20 protein-coding genes are annotated in these 20,803 nt (G+C 67.8%); 10 read left to right on the top strand and 10 right to left on the bottom strand.

Annotated features, from left to right (window positions below):
* Window positions 1–18: 18 nt before the first annotated feature.
* The gene (locus tag HII28_RS10700) at window positions 19–432 is read right to left on the bottom strand and encodes a MarR family transcriptional regulator (RefSeq protein ID WP_240977328.1); all 414 of its coding nucleotides are present in this window, start codon (window positions 430–432) and stop codon (window positions 19–21) included.
* A 64-nt stretch (window positions 433–496) separates the two neighbouring features.
* Between HII28_RS10700 and HII28_RS10695 the strand changes: the two genes are divergently transcribed.
* On the top strand, window positions 497–2,164 hold the full coding sequence (locus tag HII28_RS10695) for a DHA2 family efflux MFS transporter permease subunit (protein ID WP_170025383.1): 1,668 nt from the start codon (window positions 497–499) through the stop codon (window positions 2,162–2,164).
* Between the two features lie 36 nt (window positions 2,165–2,200).
* On the opposite strand, the gene HII28_RS10690 is transcribed toward HII28_RS10695, so the two are convergent.
* The 4 genes from HII28_RS10690 to HII28_RS10675 all read right to left on the bottom strand — a co-directional run bounded on the left by HII28_RS10690 (window position 2,201) and on the right by HII28_RS10675 (window position 6,785).
* Window positions 2,201–3,226 (bottom strand): hypothetical protein, encoded by a 1,026-nt coding sequence (locus tag HII28_RS10690; protein ID WP_170025382.1) that lies wholly within the window; start codon window positions 3,224–3,226, stop codon window positions 2,201–2,203.
* Window positions 3,227–3,497: 271 nt separating this feature from the next.
* Window positions 3,498–4,088: a nitroreductase family protein gene (locus HII28_RS10685; RefSeq protein ID WP_170025381.1), complete on the bottom strand. Its 591-nt coding sequence runs from the start codon at window positions 4,086–4,088 to the stop codon at window positions 3,498–3,500.
* A 230-nt stretch (window positions 4,089–4,318) separates the two neighbouring features.
* Window positions 4,319–5,128 (bottom strand): aminoglycoside adenylyltransferase family protein, encoded by an 810-nt coding sequence (locus tag HII28_RS10680; RefSeq protein WP_170025380.1) that lies wholly within the window; start codon window positions 5,126–5,128, stop codon window positions 4,319–4,321.
* A gap of 124 nt (window positions 5,129–5,252) precedes the next feature.
* On the bottom strand, window positions 5,253–6,785 hold the full coding sequence (locus HII28_RS10675; protein ID WP_170025379.1) for an MFS transporter: 1,533 nt from the start codon (window positions 6,783–6,785) through the stop codon (window positions 5,253–5,255).
* Between the two features lie 287 nt (window positions 6,786–7,072).
* Here HII28_RS10675 and HII28_RS10670 point away from each other — a divergent pair, with 287 nt between their 5' ends.
* The gene (locus HII28_RS10670) at window positions 7,073–7,666 is read left to right on the top strand and encodes a TetR/AcrR family transcriptional regulator (RefSeq protein ID WP_170025378.1); all 594 of its coding nucleotides are present in this window, start codon (window positions 7,073–7,075) and stop codon (window positions 7,664–7,666) included.
* A gap of 62 nt (window positions 7,667–7,728) precedes the next feature.
* On the opposite strand, the gene HII28_RS10665 is transcribed toward HII28_RS10670, so the two are convergent.
* Entirely contained in the window at window positions 7,729–9,186 is a 1,458-nt protein-coding gene (locus tag HII28_RS10665; protein WP_170025377.1) for an L-serine ammonia-lyase, read from the bottom strand.
* 107 nt (window positions 9,187–9,293) lie between these two features.
* Window positions 9,294–10,361 carry a low specificity L-threonine aldolase gene (locus HII28_RS10660; protein WP_170026080.1) on the bottom strand — a complete coding sequence of 356 codons (1,068 nt, stop codon included), beginning with the start codon at window positions 10,359–10,361 and terminating at the stop codon, window positions 9,294–9,296.
* 129 nt (window positions 10,362–10,490) lie between these two features.
* Here HII28_RS10660 and HII28_RS10655 point away from each other — a divergent pair, with 129 nt between their 5' ends.
* The 6 genes from HII28_RS10655 (at window position 10,491) to HII28_RS10630 (ending at window position 14,340) form a co-directional block, all read left to right on the top strand.
* Window positions 10,491–11,402 carry an SPFH domain-containing protein gene (locus HII28_RS10655; RefSeq protein ID WP_240977325.1) on the top strand — a complete coding sequence of 304 codons (912 nt, stop codon included), beginning with the start codon at window positions 10,491–10,493 and terminating at the stop codon, window positions 11,400–11,402.
* Window positions 11,399–11,596 (top strand): hypothetical protein, encoded by a 198-nt coding sequence (locus tag HII28_RS10650; RefSeq protein ID WP_170025376.1) that lies wholly within the window; start codon window positions 11,399–11,401, stop codon window positions 11,594–11,596. Before HII28_RS10655 ends, HII28_RS10650 begins: the two co-directional genes overlap by 4 nt.
* 156 nt (window positions 11,597–11,752) lie before the next feature.
* Window positions 11,753–12,568 carry an ABC transporter ATP-binding protein gene (locus tag HII28_RS10645; RefSeq protein ID WP_170025375.1) on the top strand — a complete coding sequence of 272 codons (816 nt, stop codon included), beginning with the start codon at window positions 11,753–11,755 and terminating at the stop codon, window positions 12,566–12,568.
* Window positions 12,561–13,331, top strand: coding sequence for an ABC transporter permease (locus HII28_RS10640; RefSeq protein ID WP_170025374.1), 771 nt, complete (start codon window positions 12,561–12,563; stop codon window positions 13,329–13,331). The genes HII28_RS10645 and HII28_RS10640 overlap by 8 nt, the downstream gene beginning before the upstream one ends.
* A gap of 137 nt (window positions 13,332–13,468) precedes the next feature.
* Complete coding sequence (locus tag HII28_RS10635; RefSeq protein ID WP_170025373.1) at window positions 13,469–14,089, top strand: VOC family protein; 621 nt, start codon at window positions 13,469–13,471, stop codon at window positions 14,087–14,089.
* 53 nt (window positions 14,090–14,142) lie between these two features.
* Window positions 14,143–14,340: a hypothetical protein gene (locus tag HII28_RS10630; protein ID WP_170025372.1), complete on the top strand. Its 198-nt coding sequence runs from the start codon at window positions 14,143–14,145 to the stop codon at window positions 14,338–14,340.
* A gap of 25 nt (window positions 14,341–14,365) precedes the next feature.
* Here the strand turns inward: HII28_RS10630 and HII28_RS10625 are convergent, their stop codons facing one another.
* The 3 genes from HII28_RS10625 to HII28_RS10615 form a co-directional block, all read right to left on the bottom strand.
* Window positions 14,366–15,730, bottom strand: a complete 1,365-nt coding sequence (locus HII28_RS10625; protein WP_205864885.1) for a DUF6421 family protein — start codon at window positions 15,728–15,730, stop codon at window positions 14,366–14,368.
* 193 nt (window positions 15,731–15,923) lie between these two features.
* Window positions 15,924–17,108: a hypothetical protein gene (locus HII28_RS10620; RefSeq protein WP_205864622.1), complete on the bottom strand. Its 1,185-nt coding sequence runs from the start codon at window positions 17,106–17,108 to the stop codon at window positions 15,924–15,926.
* Window positions 17,109–17,209: 101 nt separating this feature from the next.
* Entirely contained in the window at window positions 17,210–18,139 is a 930-nt protein-coding gene (locus HII28_RS10615) for a PD40 domain-containing protein (RefSeq protein WP_170025371.1), read from the bottom strand.
* Between the two features lie 113 nt (window positions 18,140–18,252).
* Between HII28_RS10615 and HII28_RS10610 the strand changes: the two genes are divergently transcribed.
* Both HII28_RS10610 and HII28_RS10605 read left to right on the top strand, forming a co-directional pair.
* On the top strand, window positions 18,253–19,341 hold the full coding sequence (locus tag HII28_RS10610) for an ionic transporter y4hA (RefSeq protein WP_170026078.1): 1,089 nt from the start codon (window positions 18,253–18,255) through the stop codon (window positions 19,339–19,341).
* A 518-nt stretch (window positions 19,342–19,859) separates the two neighbouring features.
* Window positions 19,860–20,708: a phospholipase gene (locus HII28_RS10605; RefSeq protein WP_346769268.1), complete on the top strand. Its 849-nt coding sequence runs from the start codon at window positions 19,860–19,862 to the stop codon at window positions 20,706–20,708.
* Window positions 20,709–20,803: the final 95 nt, after the last annotated feature.

Here is a 20,803-nt window from a genome sequence, read left to right as displayed (position 1 = left end):
CGGCCGTGCGGTGCGGTCTCAGCCCTCGTCGGCGAGGATACGCACCAGTGCGGCGCGCACGGCATCCTCGTTCTCCAAGTGCGGCAGCAGTGTTCGTTCCAGTTCGTACGACTCGGCGTACGCAGTACGCCCTGCGTCGGTGATCGCGACGATGTGCCGGCGGCGATCAGCGGCATCCTGCTCGCGGGTCACCAGGCCGTCGCGCTCGAGCCGGTCGACCGTTCGCGACATCGTCTGCACCTCGACGTGCGCGTGCTTGGCGAGTGTGGTCTGCGAGGTCACGCCCAGCGTGAGCAGATGCAGCACGATGACTCCGGCGTGCGTGAGTCCGTGAGACTCGAGCGCTCGCGCCCAGCGCCGCTCGACGGCTCGGGATGCCGCGCCGAGCAGTCGCCCCATCGGCCACGACTCCGGATGGTCCTCCGCCTGCATGCAGGCCATCGTAGTGCTAGCTTGGCGATAGTAAGCATGCTGACTATTAGACAAGCGAGGATTCATGGCTGACCGTCGCCGCTGGGCCGGACTGGTGTTCATCAGCATCGCCGTCTCGTTGATCATCGTGGACTCCACGATCGTCAACGTGGCGATCCCGTCGATCGTCGACGACCTGAAGATCAGTTCGACCCAGGTGCAGTGGGTGCAGGAGTCGTACACCCTCGTCTTCGCCGCCTTCCTGCTCGTGTTCGGCACTCTCGCCGACCGATTCGGACGACGACTCGTGCTGCTCATCGGTGTGACGGTGTTCGCGCTCTCGTCGGTCGTGGCCGCGCTCGCGCCCACTGGCGAGCTCCTCATCGCCGCGCGGCTTGTGCAGGGTCTCGGCGGTGCCGCCGTGCTGCCTACGACGCTGTCGCTCATCAACGCGAACTTCCGCGGCCGCGACAGGGCGATCGCCTTCGCTACCTGGGGATCGACTATCGGCGGCATGACCGCCCTCGGTCCTCTGCTGGGTGGGTGGCTCACCACCGACTTCTCGTGGCGCTGGGCGTTCGGGATCAACGTTCCGCTCGCGATCGTGATCATCGTCGGCGTGCTCTTCACCGTGCGGGAATCGAAGGATGCGCAGCACGCCGGGCGCGTCGACGTGGTCGGCGCGCTGCTGTCCATCGTCGCCAGCGCCTCCCTCGTCTTCGCGCTCATCGAGGGCCGCACGTACGGCTGGTGGAAAGTCGATCACCGCCCGACGATCGGCGGCTGGACCTGGAGCTGGGACATCTCCCCCGTTCCGCTCGCGTTCGCGCTCGCCATCGTGAGCGGCGTGCTGTTCGTGCTGTGGGGAATCCATCGCCTGCGCCGCGGCAAGAGCACCATGCTCGCGCTCAACCTGTTCCGCATCCCGTCGTTCCGCAACGGCAACGTCGCGGCGATGATCGTCTCGCTCGGCGAGTTCGGCATCATCCTGTCGTTGCCGATCTGGTTGCAGAACGTGCTCGGCTTCAGCGCTCTCGAGACAGGGTTCATCCTGCTGGCGCTGGCGATCGGTTCGTTCGTGGCCAGCGGATTCGCCGGCGCGTTCGGCAACCGCGTCAGCCCCGTCCTCATCGTGCGCGTCGGACTCGTCGCGGAGATCATCGGCGTCGCGGGGCTCGGATTCGTCATCGCGCCCGACACCGCCTGGGGTGCCCTCGTCCCGTTCCTGTTCGTCTACGGATTCGGCGTCGGGCTCGCGACGGCACAGCTCACGGGCGTGGTGCTGCGCGACGTTCCCGTCGTCTCCAGCGGTCAGGCATCCGGCACCCAGAGCACGAGCCGCCAGATCGGCTCGGCGCTCGGGATCGCCATCCTCGGCACCATCCTGTTCAGCTCGGCCGCCGGCGTGCTCAGCGCCAAGCTGGACGACCGCGGCGTTCCGGCCGCACAGCGCGACGCGCTGGTGTCAGCCGTGGTGGACAGCTCGGGAGCGGCCATCGCCGGACTCGATAAGAATCCGCAGACGGCGCCCGTCGCGGCCGATGCGAAGGAGGCGTTCTCGGAGGGGACGAAGTACGCCGCGTGGTCGGCGGCCGGATTCCTCGTCATCGGCTTCCTTGCGACGCTGTCCCTGGGGTCCGGGCGCCCGCCCGAGACGGCCTCTCGTGGAGACGAGACCGAGCCGCGGCGAGAGGATGGAGAACCGCATTCGGGCGAGGCCGAACCGGTGGTCGACGGCACAGAGCGGCACTGACCGCCCAGCCGCTCGGCGCCGGGCAAAGGCGACGAGTCAGCCAGTCGGACCAGGCGCCCAATCGAAGATCTGCAGCCGGAACCGCAGCGCTCGGCTGATGTTCGACACGTCGGCGACGATGCTGGTGTCGTTCGAGATGTAGGTGCCTATTGGCGTCTGGATCCAGGCCGTGAAGTCCCCGTTGTCCACCAGCGTGAACTTCTCGTTCTCGCCGATCGCGTCGACCGGGGTGTTCGTGCTGAACCCGGATCCTGGCGCACCGCCGTCGATCGCCGTGAGCACGGTACCGTGCGATGTCTGCAGGGCGTAGCGGCCGTCCGGCTGCTTGAGCAGCGTCCAGGAGAGCTCGTCGAGCTGGCCTTCCTCCGCCAGCCACAGGCCGCCTGCTGTGGGATATCCGCCGCCGTCCACGGCGACCAGCCAGCCTCGGAGATCGGCCTGCTCGCTGCGATTGCCGCCCCACACCTGGATGCCGTACGTCGTCCCCGTTCCGAACGCGCCGCGCCGGTACGGGCGGAACGTCTCCCAGGACTGTGCGACGGTGGCGTCCGTGTGGATGGTGTCGCCTGTGTCGTGTCCACCGCCGCCGACCGCGGTGAGGAAGTACCCCTTCGTCGTCTGGAACGCGAAACCGGAGACCCCGTGATCCGTCTCGGCCACTCGCACCGGCGTGAACAGCTCCCAGCTCGCGACGTTCGTCGCGTCCGTGTGGATGGTGTCGGTGATGCGTCCGCCGGCTCCGACAGCCGTGACCCAGTGTCCGTCGATCGTCTGGATGGCGTAGTAGGGCGATCCTTCCTCCGTCCACAGCCGGAACGTCTCGAGGTAGCCAGGGTCGACGGCCGTCGTGTGGATGGTGTCGGTGATGCGCCCGCCGCCTCCGACGGCCGTGACGAAGAGGTCCTTGAGTCCCGTCTGCAGCGCGAACTCGCCGTCGGTCTGCGCGAAAGGGTCGGGTGGTGCGTTGACGGGCGGCGTGCCCGGCTCCGGTCTCACACCACCACCAGGCGGACGGATGCCCGTCGCCGACCGCAGGCCGTCAGTGACGTGCGCGTCGCTCACCGCCGGTTCGTCCCCATGACCCGGATCGCGGACGCCGCCGCCCGCTCTCTCCCTCTCATTGCCCATCGCCGAGTCCTGCATCGCCGACCACCCCCATGACGCTCCCCGATCGGCCGGATCGCTGAGACAAGCTCAGCACTAGCTCTCCTCGCTGGCAAGGCCGGGGACTCACGCGGTCTTCGGCGCCGAAACAGAGAAAGTGCGGCACCGGACGAACCGGCGCCGCACTTTCCGAGGACTCGATCGATTGGTCGCGCCCGCTGGTCGCGGTCTACGCGTTGACGAGGAGCAGGTCGTCCAGGGGGAGACGCACACGAGGAGCGCGCTCGCGCTCGCGGGTGTTCTCCGGAAGGTCGTCGACGTCGCCGAGCACGCCGATGGCGGCGACGCTGAGGATCTCGTAGTCCTCGCGCACGTCGAAGGCCTCGCGCAACTCGTCCACGAGGATGCCGCCCATCTGGTGCACGTGGAGGCCGTCGTGGTGCGCCTGCACCGTGAGGTGCGCGAACGCCTGGCCGAGATCGTACTGCGCCCAGCGCATCGGCTGGCCCTCTGCGTTGGTGCGCTGAGTCAGCCCGATGACCAGGGCGCCGGCGTTCACGGCCCAGACCTGGTTGAAGCCCATGAGGTTCGCGGCGATCGCGTCGAACTCGGGGGTGCCGCGACGCGCGACGATGAAACGCCACGGCTGCGTGTTCGCGGCGGACGGCGACCAGCGCGCGGCCTCCAGTGCTGCGGTCAGCTTCGTCTCGTCGATCGGAGTGCTCGTGTCGTACGCGCGCGGGCTGAAGCGCTCGGCGAGAACGGGATGGATGGGGGTGCTGGTCGCGGCGACGCGATCGGATGCGAGCGTGGTCGACATGGGACTCCTCGATGGGACAATGAGGGCGTTGACTATGGCGCTCGGAAGCCGGTGCTCGGCGTCCGTCGTCGCAGTGCGTCCTCGGGATGATGGACAGGGCGACGCTGCCGATGTCTATGCAAACACATCTGATTGCCCGAGCATTCCTGATCCGTCGTCCGACGCCTCGACACAGTGCTGCAGCCGGGACAGGCCGGTCTGCTCGGCGGTCGCGTCGCGGCCAGTCCCGGTCAGTGCGTGGGGTGCCCTTCGATCTCGCGCCGCGCGCGCTGCACGTAGCTGTCGAGGGCCGTGGGACGCGGCATCCATTCGTCGTGCACCTCGCCGCGATACGCCGCAGCGGCTCTCAGCAGGAGTGCTCCCTCGTCAGGTGGGATCCTGCGCGCCACGCGTTCGGCGGCGACATCCTTCGGCACGATGCTCCCGGACTCGAGCGTGTGCTGCATGCGCGCGAGCGTGAGCAGTACATTCCGCTCGTCGCCGGCCAGATTGCCGACGAGCTCTGGAAGGGACGCGACGATCGCGCGTTCAAGGTCGGAGGCCGGGATCTCGGGAATCAGCTCTCGCGGACCTGGGCCGATCACGGCGATCCCGCGCTGCCGGGCGGCCGTCAGGACGACCGTGAGATCGGGATCCGCGTGCGGCCCGGCGAGCGTGCCAGCTTCGACCTCCGCTCGCAACCACTCGCCGTATTGGAGGTCGGTGACGGGCGGGAACCGCCACGGATCGAGATCCCTCTTCACGACTACGGTGACCTCGGCCGGCCGAGCGGGTCCCAACCGGGCACGGGATCCGGACACGTCGAGGAGGCGGTCGACCAGCACCGCGCGAGTCCGCTCGTCAAGGGACGCCGCGACGATCACGAGGAGATCCAGATCGCTCTCCGGGCGCAGGCCGCCTGAGGTGGCCGATCCGTGCACGATGGCCGCGATGATCCGGTCGCCAAGGGCGTCGCTCACCGCGCGCACGACCGGGACGAAGGCCGGGTCGACCGCATCGGTCGCCGCTCCAGCGGGCGGCGGCTCGTCGGTGGGTGTCACGGCACCATTGTGGACGCGCACGGCCACTGGCGCATCCACGGCCAACGACGAAGACGGCGGCCGAACGTCCGTCCCTCAGAAGGGAGCGGGCCGTTCGACCGCCGTCGAGTTCGAGCGGTGCCGATCAGTGCGCGATCGGCGCAGGGGCGTCAGTGCGGTCGCCGTCCGCACGCACCCGGCTGCCCCACACGGCGAAGAGCACGAATCCGAGGAAGACGAATGTCGCGCCTCCGAGAACCGCCGCCGCGACGCCACCGGTCTCACCGCTCGTCGCACTCACCGAGACGAACACCGTGGTGAGTGCCGCGACTCCGATGGATCCGCCGAGCTGCTGCATGGTCTGAAGCACGCTGGATGCCGCGCTGACGTGCTCCTCCGGTGCCCGGTCCATGGCCACGGCCGTGATCGGGGCGAACGTCATGCCCGCGCCGAGTCCCATCACCACGAGCGGACCGAGGATGCCTGTCACGAACGAGTCGTGCTCGCTGAGCCTGCTCAGCCAGAGCAGTCCGCCTGCCAGGAAGAAGAGTCCGGCAGCGCCGACGATCCACTCGCCGACCCGCGGGAGCAACCTCGGAACCAGCTGGCTGACGGTCACCATGGTCACGACGAACGGCAGGAGGCCGAGTCCGGTCTCGAGCGGCGTGAAGTGCAGCACCTGCTGCGTGAACAGCGTGATGAAGTAGAAGAACGCGAACATTCCGGCCGGCACGAGCAGCATCGCGACCAGCGGTGCCACGTTGCGTGCTCCGCGGAAGAGCCGCAGCGGAACGACAGGGCTGCGGTGCTTGCGCTCGATGAATACGAGGGCTATGAGCGACGCGACGGCGATGGCGAACGCGATCAGGGCGACCGGGTTGGTCCATCCGGTGCCGGCCGCCGTCGTGAATCCGTAGATGAGCGCGACCATGCCTAGCGTGGAGGCCACGGCGCCGCCGAAGTCCAGCCGGGTCTGCTCCCGATCCGTCTCGCGCAGGAAGAGCAGGGCGCCCGCGACGATCAGGATGCCCACCGGCACGTTCACGAACATGACCCACTCCCAGCCGAATCCGGTCGTGAGCACGCCGCCGAGGATCAGCCCGATCGCGCCTCCGCTGCCGGCTGCGAGCATGAAGAGTGCCATTGCACGACTGCGCTGGCGCCCGGGGCTGGTGTTGGCCATGAGCAGCACGAGGGTGCTCGGCGCGGCGATCGCCGCTCCGACGCCCTGCACGATGCGGGCGATGATGAGCACCGCTGCCGAGGGCGCGAGGCCGCCGGCCGCCGAGGCCAGGATGAAGATGACCGTGCCGATGATGAGCGCGCGCTTGGCGCCGATCATCGATCCGACCTTGCCGCTGAGCAGCATCAGACCGGCGAATGCGAGTGCGTAGGCGGTGACGACCCAGGAGAGTCCGATCGGCGTGAATCCGAGGGATTTCTGGATGTCGGGCAGCGCGACGTTCACGATGCTCGCGTCGACCACGAGCATGAGCTGCGTCACGAAAACGACGACCAGGCCGAGCATGCGGAAGCGGTGGGGTGCGGCATCCGTCTCGGTGGAGGGGATCGTCGCGGTGGAGGGGCGTGTCGCGAAGGAGGGGCGTGTGGTGGTGGCTGCCGGGCGCTCGGGCAGCCGGATGCCGTCGGTGGGTGGGAGGAGTGCGGTGTCGGCCATGTCTGGCGCGTCCCCTGTTCTGTCCTGCTCGTACTGGAGCGTCTTCTGCTGTCGCTAAGGGAGATCCGGATGTCGTACGCCGTCGGCGAAGCACCGCAGGAAAACGCAACCTGAACGGTGCATTTCGCGGCGGTGTGGCTTAGTGTGGTTATCCGGAGGAGCTCTCCTGTTAGTGATTACGACAATACGGAGAGTGTCTCCGTTTTGTCAACGACGGTGCTGTTCGTCCCTGGCGAACAGCGGAACTGCGGGAGATCCGCAACGGATGTCCCCGAGAAGAAGGACGAATGGGAAGCGCCACCGCGATCGCGCAGCGGCCGATGAGGGCCGACGCGCAGCGCAACTACGACCGGATCGTGGAGGTCGCCTCCGACGCCTTCGCCGAACGCGGAGTGCTCACGTCGCTCGATGACATCGCCTGCCGGGCCGGAGTCGGTCCCGGCACGCTGTACCGGCACTTCCCGACGCGCGACGGACTCATCGCAGCGGCACTGGGCGGCAGTCTCGACAGGCTGGCCGCGCTGGCGGAACGGCTGCGCGCATCCGATGATCCCTCCGCGGCCCTCGACGAGTGGATGCTCGCCCTCGCCGGCCACCTGCGCACCTACGACAACCTGCCGGAGTCGATCGCGGAGGCTTTCCGCCAAGAGGATTCGCCCCTGCGCAACACCTGCCAGCCGCTGACGCAGACGACGTCCGTGCTGGTCGATCGCGCCAAGGCCGTCGGCGCCCTGCACGGCGATATCGACTATCGCGACGTGTTCCTGCTCGTGTCGTCAGTGGCGTGGGGCTCTCAGCGTCGTGGCGACTCGGACGACGACCTCGAGCGGATGCTCGCCCTCGCGACTGGCGGCATCCGCGAGTCGCACACCGCCGGCTGAGCTCGTCGAAGCGGTCTGCGGGTCGGTTCGGTGCACTCCCCGGCGTGCACAGCTGAGCCGACTCAGCACTCGATGACGTTCACGGCGAGGCCCGCAGCGCTCGTTTCCTTGTAGCGGTCGCTCATGTCGGCGCCCGTGTCGCGCATGGTCTTGATCGCGACGTCCAACGGCACGATGTGGTGCCCGTCTCCGCTCAGCGCGAGGCGCGCCGCCGACACCGCCGTCGAGGAGGCGATCGCATTCCGCTCGATGCACGGGATCTGCACCAGCCCGCCGACCGGATCGCACGTGAGTCCCAGGTGGTGCTCCACCGCGATCTCCGCCGCGTTCTCCACCTGGGCGGGCGAGCCGCCGAGCACGGCGCACAGGCCGGCGGCGGCCATCGCGCACGCGGATCCCACCTCGGCCTGGCATCCGCCCTCCGCTCCGGAGATCGACGCGTTCGCCTTGAGGATGCTGCCCACCGCTGCCGCCGTGAGCAGGAACGTGCGCGTGTCCTCCGGCTTCGCCTTCGGATTGAAGCGCAGGTGGAACTCGAGCACGGCCGGAAGGATGCCTGCCGCTCCGTTCGTGGGCGCCGTCACCACCCTGCCTCCCGCCGCGTTCTCCTCGTTGACGGCCAGCGCGAAGGCGCGCATCCACTCGCCGGGAAGGTCGGGCTGGTCGGGGCCGCAGGATTCGAGGCGCTCCCGCATGCCACCGGCACGACGAGGAACGTGCAGCCCGCCGGGCAGCTCGCGCGTGCCAGGACGCATGCCGCGCTCGATGCACTCGTGCATGGCCTGCCAGATGGCGTCCAGGCCTGCAACGACGTCCTGCTCGTCGCGCACGGCGAGCTCGGAGCGCCACGCGACATCGCACACGCGCACGTCGCGTTCGGCGCAGAGCGCCAGCAGCTCCGCCGCATTGTCGAACGACCAGTCAGAGTCGATCGCGTGCGTCGCTGAAGACACCGGCTCGCCGCGCATCCGTACGAATCCGCCGCCGACGGAGAACCATGTCTGTTCGAACGCAGGCGGTTCGTCGGCGTGTGCGACGGTATCCATGTCGGTGACAGCGCCGGTGGGCTCGGCTCGAGTCGAACCCGCCCCGCCGAATTGTCGAGAGGATGCCGCAGTCCACGCGCGCAGCACGAGCGCATTCGGATGCTCGGGCAGCTTCGTGCGCGGCTCGAACGCGATGTCCGATGCCTGAAAGGCCACTGTCGGTCCTTCGGCCAGCGTGAGGGTCTCACGCTCGGTGGCGCGTGCCCAGGCTCCGTGGACCACCCGCGGATCGCACGTCTCCGGATGCATCCCACTCAGTCCTGCGACGACGGCGTCCGGGGTGCCGTGGCCGACGCCGGTGGCGGCGAGGGATCCGTGCAGCACGCAGCTCACTCGCGTGACCTCGGGGAGGATCCCCTCCTCAGCGAGTGCAGCGGCGAAGCGCTCGGCGGCGCGCATGGGGCCGACGGTGTGCGAACTCGACGGTCCTATCCCTATCGAGAACAGCTCCAGCGCTGACACGTAAACGGCCACGAATCCAGTGTGCGTCCAGGCGCCGCCGGTCGGATCTCACGCCGGGACACCTCTGTCCGGAATCCCGGACGGCGCAGGACACCCGGCATGACCGGGGATGGCGCAGCTCAGGCGAGTGCGGCGAGGATCGCGTCGACGAAGCCGTCGACGTCGGCGTCGGTGGTGTCCCATGAGCACATCCAGCGCACTTCGCCGCGCGCGGCATCCCAATCGTAGAAGCGGTATGCCTCGCGCACGCGGTCGGCGGCGGCCTTCGGCAGCGTGGCGAACACCCCGTTGGACTCCGTTGCCTGGGTGAAGCCGAGGGCGGGCGCGGATCCGGACGCCACGGCATCCTCGAGTCGCGTGCGCAGCTTGGTGGCCATGGCGTTGGAGTGCTGCGCGCTGCGCAGCCAGAGGTCGTCGGTGAGCAAGGCAATGAGCTGAGCCGAGATGAATCGCATCTTGGACGCCAGCTGCATATTGACCTTGCGGAGGTAGTGCAGGCCGTCTGAGGCATCCGCGTTCAGAACGACGATCGCCTCGCCGAGCAGCAGGCCGTTCTTGGTGCCGCCGAAGCTCAGCAGGTCGACGCCGGCATCCGTCGTGAAGGCGCGCAGCGGCACCTCCAGATGAGCCGCCGCGTTGGCGATGCGTGCGCCGTCGAGATGCACGCGCATGCCGAGCGAGTGGGCGTGCTCCGCGAGCGCCTTCACCTCCTCGACGGTGTAGCAGGTGCCCACCTCTGTCGTCTGCGTGATCGAGACCGCGAGGGGCTGCGCGCGGTGCTCGTCGCCCCAGCCCCATGCCTGCTTGTCGAGGAGCTCTGGCGTGAGCTTGCCGTCTGGCGTGTCGACGGTCAGCAGCTTGAGGCCGCCGACCTTCTCGGGCGCGCCGCCCTCGTCGGTGTTGATGTGCGCAGTCGATGCCGCCACCACAGCGCCCCACCGCGGCAGCATCGACTGCAGTGCCGTCACGTTCGCCCCGGTGCCGTTGAACACCGGGAACACCTCGACCTGCTCGCCGAACTGCTCGGCGAAGACCTCGTGCAGGCGCTCGGTGTAGGCGTCCTCGCCGTAGGAGATCTGGTGACCCGAGTTCGCGGCGACGATCGCGTCGATGATCTCGGGGTGCGCTCCCGCGTAGTTGTCGGAGGCGAAGGCGCGGGATTCGGGGTCGTGCAGGCGGTGAGTCATGGTGCTTCCATCTTCGCCGATGCGCTCCGGTGGTCGATGCGTCATCGAGTAGAGCGCGGTGGCGGTGACCATCGATGGCTCGAAGCCAATGAGTGATATCACTTTATGATGGTCGGTGGAGGCGATGACATGGACACTGCTCCGAGGCGCCCGGATTCCGCGCCATTCGCTCACTCGGGATCCCGGGTCGACATCGACGAGCGACCGGCGGCTGCCATCAGCGGCGCATACGGCGTGCTGGCGATCGTCGTGCTGATCGTGATCGGCATCGTGCTCATCGCGACCGGCCAGGCCAAGTATCTGGTGCTGCCCGTGCTGGCCGTTCTCGTGGTCATCGGGTCGTTGGTGATCGTGCAGCCGGGAGAGACCCGCGTCGTTCAGCGATTCGGGCGGTACATCGGAACCGTTCGACGTTCCGGGATGGCGTGGGTGATGCCCCTTTCCACGAGGAGGAGGATGAGCGTTCGCATCCGCAACTTCGAGACGAAGAGGCTGCGCGTCAACGACGCGGACGGCAACCCGGTGGAGATCGCCGCCATCGTCGTGTGGCAGGTGACCGACACGTCCAAGGCGGTCTACGCGGTCGACGACTACGTCGACTTCGTGACGGTGCAGGCCGAGTCGGCGCTGCGCCAGATCGCGACCGCTTATCCCTACGACGCGTCTGCAGGCAACGGAGTCTCGTTGCGCGACTCCACAGACATCGTTGCGACGGAGCTGTCGGACGAGGTCGCGACGCGGGTGGCGCTCGCCGGAGTCGAGATCGTCGAGGTGCGCATCAGTCACCTCGCCTACGCTCCCGAGATCGCACAGGCGATGCTGCGGCGGCAGCAGGCGGGTGCCGTCGTCGAGGCCAGGTCGCGCATCGTCGAGGGGGCGGTCGGCATGGTGGAGATGGCGCTCGACCGGCTCAACGAGAGCGATTACGTGACGCTCGACGACGAGCGTCGGGCCGCCATGGTGAGCAACCTCATGGTCGTGCTCTGCAGCGATCAGCCGGCGGCGCCGATCGTCAACGCGGGAACGCTGTACACGTCATGAGCACCGAGCGGAAGAACCTGTTGCTGCGGCTGGATCCGGCCGTGCACGACGCCATCTCGCGCTGGGCGTCCGGCGAGCTCCGCAGCGTGAACGCCCAGATCGAGATCCTGCTCCGCGACGCGCTGAAGAAGGCCGGCCGGCTGCCGAAGGAGGTCGCGCCTCTTCCGCGCAGAGGGCGCCCGCCGCGCACCTAGATCGTGTCGGTCGATTCGGTGCAGGTGCGAATCGACAATGTGTAAAGTGATATCGTTTTAACAGCAGCTGTGAGACGACGGATGCCATCCCCCAGCATTCCGATTCCCTCGCTTCTGCGGGCGGTCGGCCGATCCACTCGAAGGAGAGCCACGGCGATGAGTGATGCGAACGAGCCCGCCGCACCCGTGGCGTCGGAAGACGCGACGATGGTCGCCGCGCTGCAGGTCGACGACCTGACGGTCGCCTACGGTCAGCAGACGGCGGTGGACGGGGTCGCGCTGCGTATCGAGCGCGGCGAGATCTTCGGCCTGCTCGGACCGAACGGCGCAGGCAAGACCAGCACGCTCGGCGCCATAGAAGGCCTGATCACGCCCAAATCGGGCACGGTGACCGTCGACGGGATCGATGCCAGGCAGCATCCGCTCGAGGTGAAGAGCCGCCTCGGCGTGCAGCTGCAGTCCTCGAGCTTCCAGCCTGAGCTGAGCATCGAGCAGATCGCCACCCTGTACGGCGGGCTGTACGGTGTGCGGCTGACGAGCGAGCGGATCCGTTCCTGCCTCGACGAGATCGGCCTCGGTCAGGAGCGCGGCAAGCGGTTCAAGCAGTTGTCGGGCGGACAACAGCAACGTCTCGCGCTCTACATCGCGACGATCCACGATCCGATGCTGGCGCTGCTGGACGAGCCCACATCGGGCCTCGACCCGCAGTCGCGGCGCGCCCTGTGGTCGCGCATCGAGCAGATGCGCAAGCGCGGGAGCAGCATCCTGCTCACGACGCACTCCATGGAGGAGGCGCAGGCGGTGTGCGACAGGGTCGCGATCATCGACCACGGCGTGGTGCTCACCGTGGGGACTCCGAGCGACCTCATCGCCAAGCACAAGGACGACCCTCGTGTGCTCGCCGTCGCGCACGGCGACGTCACGCTCGAGGACGTGTTCATCGGACTGACGGGAAGTGACATCCGTGACTGACGCGATCTCGAGGCGGCCGCCGGCCGGGCTGGCCATGCGCTCTCTGCTCAGGGCCGACGCGATCGTGCTGCTGCACAGCAGGGTCGCCACGGTGCTGGCCCTGGTGCTGCCCGTGGTGATCCTGGTGGCGACGAGCTTCGGCAAGAACAGCGGGCAGCGGCTCGGCGGACCGGCCCTGGTCATCGGCCTCGCGCTGACCCTCGGGCTGCTGACCTCGTGCCTTCTCGGCTACAGCCTCACCCTCGCGCACGACCGTGAGGTGGGCGTGCTGCAGCGGCTCCGGGTCACGCCCACGGCGACCTGGATGATCATGACGAGCCGCATCTCGGTGCAGGTCGTGACCAACCTCATCGCGTCGATCGTGGTGGTGATCGTCGGCGTCATTCTGCACGGGCTGACTCCATCCTTCGTGCAGTACCTCCTCACGATCGTCGTCGCCGCGCTCGGCGCCGCGGTGTTCCTCGCCATCGGACAAGCACTCGTCGGGCTCGTGAGCTCGTCGGGTGCGGTGAACGCCATCGGGCGCATCCTCTTCATCGTGCTCGTGCTGCTCGGCATCCTGGGGGGCACCGGCGTGCTCGGCGACGTGGTGAAGACCATCTCCCAGTGGTCGCCTGTCGGGGCGCTGATGACGCTGTTCTCCGACGTGATCGGCACGACGTCGTGGACCGGCCAGGACACGAACGCCCTGCTCGCCTGTCTCGGCTACATCGTCGTCTTCACGTTCATCGGGGTGCGCTGGTTCCGGTGGGAGACGCACTGATCCACTGAGCGCTTGCCGCCCTTGCGCACGTGCGTCCGGGAGCGGAATCGTCCGTCGGCTCGGCGGCGGGCGGACCCGCTTCTGCATCGAGCAGGATTCGAGAAGTTCCGCCGTGAGCCGGTTCCTATCGTCGAAGCATGAACATTCACAGCATCACCATCGAAACGAATCCTGAGGCCGTCGAGGCGGCCGAATCCTTCTACTGCGACGCGCTTCGCCTGGGTGACAGCGTCGGCGTACGCGCATCCACCCAGCCCACTACAGGCTTCCGCGGCTTCGCGCCGTCCCTGATCTTCGTGCAGCCGGGCGACGTCGACGCGGCAGTTGAACGGGCGCTGGCGAGCGGCGCGCAGGTCCTGAAGCCCGTCGAGAAGAGCCTCTGGGGATACGGCGGCTCGTTCCGTGCACCCGATGGAACCGCATGGCAGATCGCCAGCGCGAACAAGACCGCCACCGGGCCGGCCGGCGGAGAGGTCGAGCGGCTCGTCCTGCTGCTCGGCGTCGACGGCGTCAAGGCCAGCAAGCACTTCTACCAGGAGCACGGCCTGAAGGCGACCAAGAACTTCCCCGCTTACGTCGAATTCGACTCCGGGGCCGTCAAGCTCGCCCTCTACAAGCGCGCCGCGCTCGCCAAGCAGGTCGGCGTCGATCCGGAAGGCACCGGCGCGCACCGCCTCGCGGTAGTCGCGGACGGGACGTTCACCGATCCGGACGGATACGCCTGGGTCACCGCCGAGTCCACGGTCGCCGCCGGATAGCGAGCACGTGCGGGGGCCGTTCGCATCACCCCCGGAGATGGGGAGTACGCCCCATGGTGGTGCGATGCATCGCTCTGCTTGTATATGGGTGCAGGCGCACCGGAGAAGGCGGTCACGGCCTCGCGCTCGCGGCCGTCATCATCGGCTATGTGTCGCTCGGACTGGTCGTGCTCGTCGTGCTGTTCTACATCGTCGTCTTGGTCGGGATCCTCGGCACCGTCGCGGCCACCGCGGGCTCGTACGACTCTTGACCGGAGCGCGACGCCGGCCGATCCGTCAGGACGTCGCGGCCGTGATCCCCTTGGTCGACTCGATCGTGTCGCCCATCTTCTTGTTCAGCGCCTCGTAGAACATCGAGAGCGGGAACTCGTCATCGAGGACGGCATCCGTGTAGCCCTTCGGAGCGCCGGCGAGGACCTCATCCGGGAGACCCTTCGCCCAGACGGATGCCGGGTTCGGCGCGAGCACGCTGCTGACGAGTTCGTAGGCGGCCAGCCAGTGCGCTGTCTTGGGGCGGTCGATCGAGCGCCAGTACAACTCGTTGATGGCGTCCGAGAGGGCGATGACGGCGTCGCCGACGGCATCCCAGTCGATGGAGAGACGGGTGTCGGTCCAGTCGAGCACGTGGTGCTGGTGCAGCCATGCGAAGAGCAGCTGACCGCCGAGGCCGTCGTAGTTCCGCACCCGGCTGCCCGTGATCGGGAACCGGAAGATGCGGTCGAACAGGATCGCGTACCGCACGAGCTTCGCGTGCTCGAGGATGCTCGACTGCTCGACCGAGAGCTCCTCGCACGGCAGAGCGCCGAGCGTCTGCTCCAGCCGGAACGCCTCGCGGTATGCGGTGAGGTCGCAGCGCAGCTCCTCCAGCGAGTAGAGGAAGTACGGCATGCGCTGCTTGATCATGAACGGGTCGAACGGAAGATCGCCGCGCATGTGCGTGCGGTCATGGATGATGTCCCACATCACGAACGTCTGCTCGATGAGGCTCTGATCGTCGAGCAGCCGGGCGGCGTCCTCCGGCAGCTCGAGCTTCGTGATGTCGGATGCCGCGCGCACCACCACGCGGTACCGTGCTGCCTCGCGGTCTTGGAAGATCGCGCCCCACGTGAAGGTGGGCAGCTCGCGCATGGCGACGGTCTCCGGGAAGAGCACGGCCGAGTTGGTGTCGTATCCGGACGTGAAGTCGATGAGCCGCAACGAAAGGAACAGTTTGTTGCCGTAGTCGGTGCGCTCCAGCTCGGCCACGAACTCCGGCCAGATCGTCTCGACGATCAAGGCCTCGACGTGGCGATCCGCCGATCCGTTCTGCGTGTACATCGGGAACACGACCAGGTGACGCAGGCCGTCCACGCGGTGCTGCTGGGGCTGGAATGCCACCAGCGAGTCGTAGAAGTCCGGAACGCCGAAGGAGTCATCCGCCCAGCGACCGAAGTCGCGCCGCAGCGTAGCGAGGTAGTCGGCGTCGTGCGGGAAGAGTGGCGTCAGGTCGACGATGGACTGCACGATGGTGTCGACCTCGGCGCGGGCATCCGCGTGACGGGAGGCGTCGGGAATCGAGCCGTCCTTCACCTGGTCGGCCTGGATGCTCGTGGCCGCCGCCTTCAGCCTGAGCCACGAAGGGTCCGTCGTCACGGACTTCAGACGGGTGGTCGCTGCGGCATCGAGTGCAGTCGCCGCGCGTGCCGCGGTGGAAAGGATCGTTGACACGGGCTGGCCCCCTTGAAAGTGCAATGGATTGCGTCTCTCTCGAGGGTAACGACGAGGTTCGGGGATGAGTTTGCCGAGTTGTCGCGGACTGTTGCGTATCAGCGCAATTTCGCGCTCGTTCGTTGCGTCAGCTCGCGCCGGCGGTATCGGCCGCATCGCCGAGCGCGAGGGCTGCAGCGGGATCGTCGAGATCGGTGAGGTCGACGTCGGCGCGTGCGTGACGGCCGACCGTCGGCGCCTCCTTTGCGGCCACCTGCGTGTTCGCCGCTGTCTCGAGGTCGTTGGAGGTGGCCGACACGATGCGGAGGAAGACGATGAGCCAACTGAAGATGAGCACGGCCGCGATCATCTCGACAGCCGTCAGGTTGTAGTAGCCGACGACGAAGAAGATCGCCGCCACGACGATCACGACCAGGAACACGATGCCGAGCGCGACGAACGACCTGGGCAGTTCCGGGATGAACCAGCGCAGCCCGACAGTGATCACCAGGTAGGCGACGACCATGCCGCAGGCCACCGAGTTGTGCAGGATGAAGAACTTGTCGACAGGGAAGATCCCGACGCACGCCAGCAGAACGCCGAGCGCGACCAGCGTCCACCGCACGACCTCGACGCCCACTCGGCGCGGGATGCGCACCAGGGCCGCCGTCGAATAGCGCGCGATGGTGGTCACGAGCAGCCCCGCCACGATGAGCGTGAGGTTGAACGCGAAAGACGAGACGTCGTCCGTCATGCCCAGCGCGCTCAGGTTCTTCTGCCACCAGTGCGGGTCCGACGCCGTCATCATGCTGGCCACCGCCCCCACCACGAGGAACACGGCGAGCACCCCCGCCAGTCGCATCCCGTTCATGCCCCATGCGGAGAGGAATACGAAGTAGCCGCTGATCGCAGCAGCACCGCCGGCCAGCATCGCCGCGGGCACGGCGTAGACGAGTGCTCCCTTGAAACTCAGCTCCATGATCTGACCGAGCACGAGCCAGAGCAGGAGGCAGATCACGGTGTGGGCGATGGCGAGCGCCACGAGGTCGATGAGCGCGCCGACGATGGTGCGCTGACGCAGCCGCCTGCGTATGACGAGCAGCCAGGTGACGACGAAGACGACGACGGCGGTGATGGCGCCGGCGATGGCAGCGAACTGACCGAGGGAGCCCGGTCCGGTGATGGGCTGCTCAGACGTGCCGAACACGAAAAGGGCCACGACACCGACGACGACGAACGCCGTCGCGCCGACTCCGATGGCGAGGGATTCGCGACTGGTGGCGGCGCCCCGCACCCGATCGCGCACGCCGTTGACACGCTCACGCAGGCTCATGCGCGTGAGCGTAACCGCGCATCCGGCCACCTCGCTTCACCCTGTCCGCGCTATTCGGGGGATGTCGCGACCGACGGCAACGGGTCAACCGGCGATGCCGGTCAGGCCGGGTACTCCACGTAGGCGAAACGGGTGCCGTCCGGTGACCAGCTCGCGACGTTCATGGTGCCTTGCCCGCCGTGCAGCGCGACCAGGTCCGTCGGCGCGCCGCCCTCGGGGTCGATGCGGCGCAGCAGCACCTCTTCGTCTGCCGGATGCCCGAGCACGCCGGCCGGGTAGCTCACGTACACGAGATCGCGCCCGCCGGGCGCAACGTGCGGGAACCAGTTCACGCGCTCGTCGAACGTCAGCTGACGGATGTCGGATCCATCCGGCCGGCAGCGGAAGAGTTGCGCGTGCCCCGGGCGATCCGATGCGCGCTCGGAGTTGAAGTAGATCCACTCGCCGCTCGGATCGAGCTCCGCCCCATCGTGCGGCTTGTCCGAGAAGGTGAGCTGCGTGTCATCCGCTCCGTCGATCCCGATCGTGAACACGTTCGTGAGAGCTGGCGTGCCTGGACCGGGATTCGGGCCGAGCGGCTCGAGGCCGATGTAGGAGAGCGTGCGGCCGTCGGGCGAGATGCCGTGCAGGTAGTGGTTGAACGGCTGATCGTGATCGTGGGTGACCCGGCGAGCCGTGCCGTCGGCCAGCGACACCTCGTGGATGTGCTTGTCCTCGGCCGAGATGTAGAGGTGGTGGCCGTCCGGTGACACGACGTGATCGTTGTTCGAGCTGTCGATGTCTCCTGTGGGCACCAGGATCGGCGAGGTGCCGTCGGGGAGGCCGTCTACCGGCAGCCGGTACATGAGGCCGTCCTGGTTGACCACCAGCCATTCGTCGTCGCCCCAGTGCGGCGAGACCACCCAGTTCGGGGCCTCGAAGACGGCGTCGCCACTTTCGTACACGAGCGTGCGGTCGCCCGTTGCGACGTCGAAGACGACGAGTCGGCTGACCTGGCCGGATGCGAGGGAGCGCCAGCTGCGCAGTGCCATCGTGTTCTGCTTCCGTGTCGTTGGTGGAGGGGTCGAGCGGCTCGACCGCCTCTTCCATTGTGGTCGCTACCGGGCTGACGTTCGGCGCCTGCGAGGATGGAGGGGTGACGACGATGCGGACGATCGGCAGGTGGGTGCCCCTCGCGGTCCCGGTCATCGCTGCGATCACCCTGGTGCTCGCCTGGGGATCGAAGCCCGGGGTGGGGCTCGCGATACTGCTCGCGGTCATCCTGATCGCCGTCATCCTGGTGGCGGTGCATCACGCAGAGGTGATCGCCCACCGGGTCGGTGAGCCGTTCGGATCCCTCATCCTCGCCGTGGCCGTCACCATCATCGAGGTCGGCCTCATCGTCACGCTCTCTGCGGGCGGAGACGAGCACGCCGCGACGCTGGCCAGAGACACGGTGTTCTCGGCGTTCATGATCACGACGACGGGACTCATTGGGCTCTCGATCCTGGTCGGAGCGTTCAAGTTCGGCACGGTGCGGTTCAATTCGGAGGGATCGGGCGCCGCGCTCGCCACTGTCTCGACGCTGGCCGTGCTGTGCCTGGTGCTGCCGGACTTCACCGAGGCGTCAGGTCCGCGGTTCTCGCCGACTCAGCTGACGTTCGCCGCAATCGCCTCTCTCGCGCTGTACGTGCTGTTCGTCATCACGCAGACGATCTCGCACCGCAAATTCTTCCTGCCCGTCAACGTCATCGACGATGCGGACGAGGAGGAGGACGAGCACGGCGAACCGCCCTCGCTGCGCGCCACGCTTGTCAGCCTCGTGCTCCTGCTCGTCTCGCTCGTCGCCGTCGTGGGGCTGGCGAAGCTGGAGTCGCCGTCGATCGAGGGCGGCGTGGTCGCGCTCGGGTTGCCGGAATCCGTGGTCGGCGTGATCATCGCGCTCGTCATCCTGCTGCCGGAGAGCATCTCGGCCGTGCGGGCGGCCCAGCGCAACCACATTCAGACGAGCCTCAACCTCGGACTCGGATCAGCGATGGCGAGCATCGGGCTCACCATCCCCGCTGTCGCCGTCGCCTCGATCTGGATGCCGCAGCAACTGGTCCTCGGCCTCGGGAGCACCCAGATCGTTCTGCTCGCGCTCTCCATCGTGGTGACGATCCTCACCATCGTCCCTGGACGGGCCACGAAGCTGCAGGGCGGAGTGCACCTCGTGATCTTCGCGGCATTCCTGTTCCTGTCCGTCTCGCCGTAGGGTTCGGCGAACCGTCCGGCGGACCGCATCCGGCCGGCGGTTCGAACGGTGGAGAAAGGCCTGACCGGGCAGCTTTTCGTCTGAGATCGCACCGCGTCATCGGGTTGCGAAATCGGGGACACTCTGATTTGCGGTCGAAAATCCGCGGAATTCCGCGGCGGATCCGCTCCCAGAGGCCTTGGAGCCTCTGTGCACAGCCTGCCCAGAGCGAGTGGGTACCGTTTTCCAGTCGTCACGCTACGACCTCGCCCGCACCTACACGGGCGGCGTCCGCAGCGCGATGAACGCCCCGACCCGACGGACTGCTGTGTGGCATCCGCGGGGTGTCTTGCCGGCGTAGCCCTACGCCGTTGCTCCGCCGTGCCCGAACGCGGTTGAGCGGACGAGCATGACCCCGGGGTGCCCAACCCGCCCGGATGGACGCGACCCGTCGAGTGTCGCGTGGCATCCGTTTCCCGGTGGAGCGTGCGCGCAACACCGGGTGGACCACGCGGGGCAGACCCGAGCATTGGAACCCCGTGACCTTCTCCAACCGTATTTCCCCCGGCTCCATCAGACACTCCTTCCAGAACTTCACCGCCAAGGCCGTCAAGAACAAGCGTGGCCTGACCGTCGCTGCAGCCGCCGTCGTCGCGGTCTCCGCGGTCGTGACCCCCGTCGTCGTCTCGAACGCTTACGCCGAGCCCGCCAAGCAGGCAGCCGGCCCTCTCTCCGAGGTGGTCAAGGGTTCTCCCATCGCCCCGATGGCCCTGCAGCACACCGCGGCGCAGGACTCGTTCGACGCGCTCGCCGTCGCTCAGATCACCGAGCAGCAGGTGCAGGGTCGTGCCGACGTCACTCAGCTCGACAGTGCCATCGCAGCGCTCAAGAGCAACTACTCGTCCGACTCGACCACGCTGCACAAGCTCACCGTCGCGGCGGACAACGCCGTGACCACTGCCAACAAGGCTGCCGTCGAGCACGACGCAGCCGTCGCCGCAGCGCAGAAGGCGGCCGCAGAGGCAGCCGCCAAGGCCGCAGCCGAGGCTGCTGCCGCCGCTGCCGCGCTGGCTCAGGTCAACACGCCCGATGGCGCCCGTTCCTACGCGCAGTCCACCATGGCCTCGAGCTACGGCTGGGGCGGCGACCAGTTCTCCTGCCTGAACAGCCTGTGGAACCGCGAGTCCGGCTGGAACTACCAGGCCTACAACCCGAGTGGCGCGACGGGCATCCCGCAGGCGCTCCCCGGCTCGAAGATGGCCAGCGTGGGCACTGACTGGGCCACCGACGCTGCGACCCAGATCAAGTGGGGCCTCGGCTACATCGCCGGATCGTACGGCACTCCCTGCGGTGCCTGGTCGCACTCGCAGTCGTACAACTGGTATTGATTCCGCGCGCATCGCGCTGAGCATTCCGAAGACGCGCTCGTCCCTCACGGGGCGGGCGCGTCTCTGCGTCGAGAGTGCCCGTTCTCTCTCCCGAG

It is taken from the genome of Planctomonas sp. JC2975, assembly GCF_012985205.1.
Classification (GTDB): domain Bacteria; phylum Actinomycetota; class Actinomycetes; order Actinomycetales; family Microbacteriaceae; genus Humibacter.
Note: the sequence above shows the minus strand (reverse complement) of the source record. Positions and strands in the feature narration are given on the sequence as shown.